Here is a 6,370-nt window from a genome sequence, read left to right as displayed (position 1 = left end):
GCGGGTCTGCGTCCTCCACAGGGGCAGCACCCGCCCGGTATCGGTCACCCCCGCGTTCTCCGTCGTCATCGCGCGATGCCCTCCCTGAAGTCGGTGCCCGCCCCGGCCCCCCGCCGCGCGTCACGGAACGGGGAGCCGCCGGCGGGCGGTACGGGGCGGGCCGCGCCGCCGGGGGCCCGGGCGGCGAGGCTCGCGCTGCTCGCGGGCTCGGGCTGGTGCAGCCGCTCCGGCAGGGGCGGGAGCAGTTCGCCGTACAGGCCCAGCACCCCGTGCGCGGTCACCCGTACGTCGTGGGCGGCACGGACGTGTCGGGCCGCGGCCCGGCCCAGGGACGCGCCGCGGGACGGGTCGGACAGCAGCGCGGTGAGGGCGCGGGCCAGGGGCAGGGGCTCGGCCGGGGGGACCAGGCAGTCGGCGGCGTGCCCGGCCGGCAGGCTCTCGGCGGCGCCGGCCACATCGGTGACGACCGCGGGGCGGCCGCAGGCCATCGCCTCGAGCGGGGCCAGCGCCATGCCCTCCCAGCGGGAGGGGAGCACGACGACGTCGGCCGCCGCGTACCAGGGGGCGGTGTCGGCGCAGGCGCCGGCGAACAGCACCCCCTCGGGGGCGATCCGGCGCAGGTCGGCCTCGTCGGGGCCGTCCCCGACGAGGGCGAGCCGGGCTCCGGGGAGCGCGCGGACCACCTCGGGCCAGGCGCGCAGCAGCACGTCCTGGCCCTTCTGGCGGCAGAGCCGGCCGACGCAGACGGCGAGCGGCGCGCCGGCGGGGACCGCGCGCAGGGCGGGGAGGGCGGCCCGGGCGGCGCGGCGGGCGGCGCGCCCACCCGGCCGGAACCGCGCGGTGTCGACGCCGTTGGGCACCACGGACCAGCGGGCGGCCACCCCGTGGCGCAGGCCGCGCCGCCGCTCCGCCTCGCTGACGCAGATCACGCGGTCGGCCCAGCGGGCGGCGAAGCGCTCCCAGCGCAGGGCGAGGGAGCCGGTGAGCCCGTCGGCGGCCTCGAAGGACCAGGCGTGCGGCTGGAAGACGGTGGGAACGCGGCCGCGCACGGCGAGCCGGCCGGCCAGCCCGGCCTTGGCGCTGTGCAGATGGACCAGGTCGGGCCGGACCGCGCGGACGAGGCGGGCGGCGCGCAGCGCCTCGGGGAGGACGCGGGGGCCGACGTCGCGGGCGGCGGGCCACGGGAGCACCCGCGCCCCCGCCGCGGCGGCGGCCGGGGCGAGCGGACCGTCGGGCGGGCAGGCGACGACGGGGCGCAGGCCCGCCCGCCGCTGGGCGCGCACCAGGTCGACGACGACCCGGGCGACCCCGCCGTCGGCGGGCTGCGCCATGTGCAGCACGGTCAACGGGCGTTCCTCGGGTGTGTGTTGCTCCACGCCCAGCTCCCCAGACACGGACCTGACGGAAGGCGTGTCCCCGGTGCCGGGCGGGTGCCGCTGCACCGGGGAGGCGCCGTGGACGGGCTCTCTCAGCGGGAGGCGTCCGCCTGGAGGAAGAGGGCGCCGAGCTGGTACGCGTCGGAGCCGCCGTCGAACCACACGGACAGCTCCTCGGCCCCCTGGGTCAGGACGGGCGTCAGATCGTAGACGTCGGAGTCGTAGCCGAGGGTGTTGGCGTACGCGGGCCGGCGGGCCGTGTCCGGCCGGCCGTGGGTGGCGATGGTGGAGTTCATCGGGTCGTCCGCCGGGTTGGCGGCGTCCGTGAGCGCCAGTTCGGGGGACCACTCCGTCCAGGCGCTGAGCGACTCGTGGCCGGTGCCGCGGTCGCCGTCGTAGGCGACGACGCCCAGGCTGCCCTTGGCCCCGTCGGGGATGCGCAGCCCGTCGAGGTGGACGCCATGGCCGCGGCGGCCGTCGGAGAACCACTCGTAGCCGTCCCAGATGGCGAGCTCCCGCAGCGGCGCGCGGCGGTCCTCGTAGGCCACGACCAGGGTCCAGCCGCCCCAGGTGCCGGCCTTGGAGTGGCCCTTGGCGACGTTGAGCTGGCCGGCGGTGTAGTAGCCGGAGCGGCCCGCGCGCACGATGCGGGTGACGTCGGCGGAGGCGGTGAAGGCGTCCGCGCCACCGCCCTTGCGGTGGCCGATGGTGGTGTCGGCGAGCACCTCTTTGTACTGGCCGTTCGGCTCGGCGAACAGCACGCGGCCGTTGTCCTTGGCCGGCTTCTGCTCGCCGACGCGGAGGTTGCCGCCCCAGTACAGCCGGGCGTACGAGATCTCGGCGCCCTGGGGGAGGCGCAGGTGCGCGCTGCTGGAGTTGTAGGTGTTCCGGTCCTTGTCGACGTCGATGTAGGTCATGCGGTAGTCGCCGTTGGCGCCGGCCCGGCCGCCCTGGGCGGAACGGCAGCTCGTCGCGTGCCGGGAGGCGGGGGCCTGGCAGGTGGCGACGGTGTTGGCCGCGCGCGCGATCCCGCCGTGCTGCACCGAGCGGAAGCGCTCGGTGAAGGGAATCCGCTCGGCCTCCTTCACCCGCGGCGCGGCGGCGGCCGAGGCGTGGGCGGGAGGCGCGGCCGGGGCCGCCACCGCCTGCGGCAGCGTGACCGCCATGCCGAGGGACGACACCGCACAGAGCACGCCTCTGCCGATGAGGCCCAGTGGAATACGCATGACCCGTCCTCCGACTTCCTCAGGGCTGAACCGGCCCTGACCCTTGCAGAAAGCTGAATGCAAATCACGCCAGACGCGCGCCAATAGGCCGACAGTGTGGATTACTGCGTACTGCTCGGCGGGTGGCCCCGGAACGTGAGCCGGGGAATCGTAACGACGGTCGGCGGACTTCGCGAACGCACCGCTCCGAATGCCACGACCCCCGCACGGGAATTCACCCGAATGCCGAACGAGCCGAACATATGACCATCGGAAAACGCGTTACATCACACGGGTGGGGATGCGCATCGGCGAGCGATTCCATTCGCTGGCGACGGCGTTTTGTCGCAAGATGCTTTTACCGCAACCCGAAAGGAGATCACTGGTGAACCGCATCGCCAAGGTTTCGACCATGGCAGTCGCCAGCGCCGCGCTTGTGCTGGGGTCCGCCGGGGTCGCTTCGGCGTCAGATGGCGCCACGGCCAAAGGCTTCGCAAAAGGCTCCCCAGGCATCCTGAGCGGAAATCTGATCCAGGTTCCGCTGAACGTCCCGGTCAACGCCTGTGGCAACTCGGTCGACGTCATCGGCTTCTTCAACCCGGCCGGTGGCGCCTACTGCTCCCACGGCGGTAAGCACAAGCACCACGGCTACGGCAAGCACCACGGCCGTCACCATGGCTACGGAAAGCACCACGGCTACGGCAAGTACGGCCACGGCCACGGCAAGCACCACGGCAAGAGCTACGGCAAGAGCTGGGGTCACGGCTACGGCCACGGCTATGGCCACGGTTACGGCTGTGGCCACTATGGCTGCGGGCACGGCAAGTACGGCCACGGCAAACATCACGGCAAGGGCTGGGGCGGCTGGGGCCACGGCAGGCACCACGGCAAGTGGGGCAAGCACGACGGCTACGGCTACGGCTACAACTACGGCCACGCCTACGGCTACACCAAGCACTGGGGCTGCTCGGACAAGCACGACGGTTACGGGAAGCACCACGGCAAGCACCACGGCAAGTGGGGCAAGCACAACAGCAAGCACTGGGGCGGAAAGCACCACGGCAAGGGCTCGTGCTGGAGCAAGCACGACGGCCACGGCAAGTGGAACAAGCACGACGGATACGGCAAGCACCACGGAAAGCACCACGGCAAGTGGAGCAAGCACCACAACAAGCACTGGGGCTACAACAACCACCACTGGGGTTGGGGTAAGCACCACGGCTACGGCAAGGGCTGCTCGGACGGTCACGGCTACGGCAAGCACCACGGCAAGTGGGGCTGCTCGAAGCACGACGGTTACGGGAAGCACCACGGAAAGCACCACGGCAAGTGGAGCAAGCACCACAACAAGCACCACCACTGGGGCCACGGCAAGCACCACCACAAGTGCTGGGGCAAGCACGACAGCAAGTGGGGCAAGCGCTGAATCGTCCGGTCACCCGACCGGTCGTAGAAGTGTCGTAGAAGTGGGGTCGCCGGACGAAGTCCTCCGGCGACCCCCCTTTTTTTCCTTTCTTCCTGGAGGCACCGCATGCCCGATGTCACCGACCCCTACCGGCCGGGCACTCCCTGCTGGGTCGACCTGATGGCCCCCGATCAGCAGGCCGCACTGGACTTCTACGCCGATGTCCTCGGCTGGGCGGGCGAGGTCGGCCCCCAGGAGACCGGCGGGTACGCGATCTGCACCCTGCGCGGCAGACCGGTGGCCGGGATCGGCCAGGCCCAGGCGATGGGCGACCAGCCCGCCCCGCCGACCGTCTGGACCACGTATCTCAGCGTCGACGACGCGGAGGCCGCCGAGCGGGCCGTCGAACGGCAGGGCGGCACGGTGCTGATGCCCGTCACGGACGTGCTCACCTTCGGCCGGATGCTGATGGCCGCCGACCCCACCGGAGCGGTCTTCGGGATCTGGCAGCCGCGCGACTTCCCCGGCGCAGGCGTCGCCAACGAGCCGGGCGCCCTCATCTGGAACGAGCTCAACACCACGGACTACGACACCGCCGCGGCGTTCTACGCGACCGCGCTCGGCCTCCACACCACGCCGATGGAGGGCGCCGAGGGCTACTTCGCGCTCACCGTGGACGGCCGTACGGTGGGCGGGCTGCAGAAGCTCCCCGACCACACGCCCGTCGGCACGCCCTCGCACTGGCTGGTCTACTTCGCCGTCGCCGACGCGGACGTCACGGCGAGCCGCGCGGCCTCCTCCGGAGGCTCGGTCCTCCAGGAGCCCTTCGACATGGCGGCCGGCCGCATGGCCCTCCTCAAGGACACCCAGGGCGCCCCCTTCGCGATCATCGCCCCCGCGGAGATGACCTGACCGGAGCAGCCGACGGGCCCGCGACGCGTCGCGGCCCCGCCCGCGCGTTCGGGCATGACAAGGCCGTACGGAACTCCCGGGGGCCAACGGCCGTTCCCCTCTGAGTGATCCGCGCGTGCTCGAGGTGGGGAAGGGGCGGGGAATGGCCCGGGGGCGGAGAGCGGTCCTGAGGGACCGCAATGTCGTGCTGTATCTGAGCGGTGTCGTGGCCTCCGGGTTCGGCAGCTCCGCCATGGCCCTGGCGGCCGGGGTGTGGACCAAGTCGCTCACCGGGTCGGACAGTCTGGCGGCCCTGACGACCTTCTGTGTCTGGGCGCCCACCCTGCTCGGGCCGCTGATCGGCACCGCGGCGGACCGCGTGCGCCGGCGGCCGCTGCTGATCGGGGTCAACGCCGGCATGGCGCTCGCCCTGCTGCCACTGCTCGCCGTCGACTCCGCCGACCGCGTGTGGATCGTGTTCGCCGTCCTGACGGTGTACGGCGTCAGCTCCGTGCTGATGGACGCGGCGGAAGCCGCACTGGTCGCCGGCGCCGTGCCCGAGCCGCTGCGCGGGGACTTCAACGGCCTGCGGATGACGGCCAACGAGGGCATGAAACTGATCGCCCCGCTCGCCGGGGCGGCGCTGTTCGTGCGGTTCGGGGGCGCGGCCGTGGCTCTGCTGGACGCGGTCACCTTCCTGCTCGCCGCCGCGGTCTTCGCGCTGATGCGCGTCGCCGAGCCCGCGCCCCGCCCGGCCCGGGCCGCCGAGCGGTGGACCGCCCAGGCCGCCGAGGGCGTCCGCCACCTGCGGCACCATCCGGTGCTGCGGCGCCTGGTCCTGGCCGGGGCGGTGACCATGGGCATGGCCGGGGTCAACGGGGCGGCGGTGTACGCCGTGGTCGACACCGGTCTGCACCGCTCCCCGGCCTTCGCCGGGGTGCTGTACGCCGTGCAGGGCACCGGTTCCGTCGTCAGCGGGCTGTTCGCCGGCACCCTGTTGCGGCGGTTGCCCGAGCGGGCCTTCGCCGCGGCGGGCATCGGGTTGTTCGCGCTGGGCGTCGCGCTGCGCACGGTGCCCTCGGTGCCCGTCGCGCTGGTCGCCAGCGCGATGATCGGGGCCGGTCTGCCCTGTGTCCTCATCGCGGCCATGACCGCCGTCCAGCGCGAGACCCCGCACGCTCTTCTGGGCCGGGTGGCGGCCACCGCCAACACCCTTCTCTTCGCCCCCAACGCGCTGGCCCTGGGCGCCGGAGCGGGCCTGGTCGCCCTCGTGGACCACCGCGTCCTGCTCCTGACCGCCGGGGCCGTGGCGGGCGCCGCCGCGGTGGGCTGCCTCCGGGGCGGCGGCGCCCGGGGGCGTACGACGGCAGGCGCGCCGGAGGGGCCCCCGGGCGACGAGGGCGGGACCCGGGCCGGGGCCGCGGGGGCGGCGGAAGCACCCCGCGAGCCGCGTTGAGCCGGGGCCCGGGCAGGGTCGGGCGGGGTATGAGAAC

5 protein-coding genes are annotated in these 6,370 nt (G+C 73.5%); 3 read left to right on the top strand and 2 right to left on the bottom strand.

The window, feature by feature from the left end; translation table 11 throughout:
- Positions 1-65 precede the first annotated feature (65 nt).
- Positions 66-1,331, bottom strand: coding sequence for a glycosyltransferase (locus ACSNOD_RS27125; protein WP_436769703.1), 1,266 nt, complete (start codon positions 1,329-1,331; stop codon positions 66-68).
- A 137-nt stretch (positions 1,332-1,468) separates the two neighbouring features.
- Entirely contained in the window at positions 1,469-2,602 is a 1,134-nt protein-coding gene (locus ACSNOD_RS27120) for a DUF3344 domain-containing protein (protein WP_436769702.1), read from the bottom strand.
- A gap of 391 nt (positions 2,603-2,993) precedes the next feature.
- On the opposite strand from ACSNOD_RS27120, the gene ACSNOD_RS27115 reads away from it, so the two are divergent.
- The 3 genes from ACSNOD_RS27115 (at position 2,994) to ACSNOD_RS27105 (ending at position 6,333) form a co-directional block, all read left to right on the top strand.
- On the top strand, positions 2,994-4,007 hold the full coding sequence (locus ACSNOD_RS27115; protein ID WP_436769701.1) for a chaplin: 1,014 nt from the start codon (positions 2,994-2,996) through the stop codon (positions 4,005-4,007).
- Between the two features lie 105 nt (positions 4,008-4,112).
- Entirely contained in the window at positions 4,113-4,898 is a 786-nt protein-coding gene (locus tag ACSNOD_RS27110) for a VOC family protein (RefSeq protein WP_436769700.1), read from the top strand.
- A 142-nt stretch (positions 4,899-5,040) separates the two neighbouring features.
- Entirely contained in the window at positions 5,041-6,333 is a 1,293-nt protein-coding gene (locus tag ACSNOD_RS27105) for an MFS transporter (RefSeq protein WP_436769699.1), read from the top strand.
- Positions 6,334-6,370: the final 37 nt, after the last annotated feature.

The sequence above is a fragment of the Streptomyces sp. URMC 123 genome (genome assembly GCF_051386515.1).
Classification (GTDB): Bacteria; Actinomycetota; Actinomycetes; order Streptomycetales; family Streptomycetaceae; genus Streptomyces.
Note: the sequence above shows the minus strand (reverse complement) of the source record. Positions and strands in the feature narration are given on the sequence as shown.

Excerpts from the sequence above, each read along its gene's own strand:
- ACSNOD_RS27125 (WP_436769703.1), bottom strand. The coding sequence starts at position 1,331 with ATGGCGCAGCCCGCCGACGGCGGGGTCGCCCGGGTCGTCGTCGACCTG.
- ACSNOD_RS27120 (WP_436769702.1), bottom strand. The coding sequence starts at position 2,602 with ATGCGTATTCCACTGGGCCTCATCGGCAGAGGCGTGCTCTGTGCGGTG.
- ACSNOD_RS27115 (WP_436769701.1), top strand. The coding sequence starts at position 2,994 with ATGGCAGTCGCCAGCGCCGCGCTTGTGCTGGGGTCCGCCGGGGTCGCT.
- ACSNOD_RS27110 (WP_436769700.1), top strand. The coding sequence starts at position 4,113 with ATGCCCGATGTCACCGACCCCTACCGGCCGGGCACTCCCTGCTGGGTC.
- ACSNOD_RS27105 (WP_436769699.1), top strand. The coding sequence starts at position 5,041 with ATGGCCCGGGGGCGGAGAGCGGTCCTGAGGGACCGCAATGTCGTGCTG.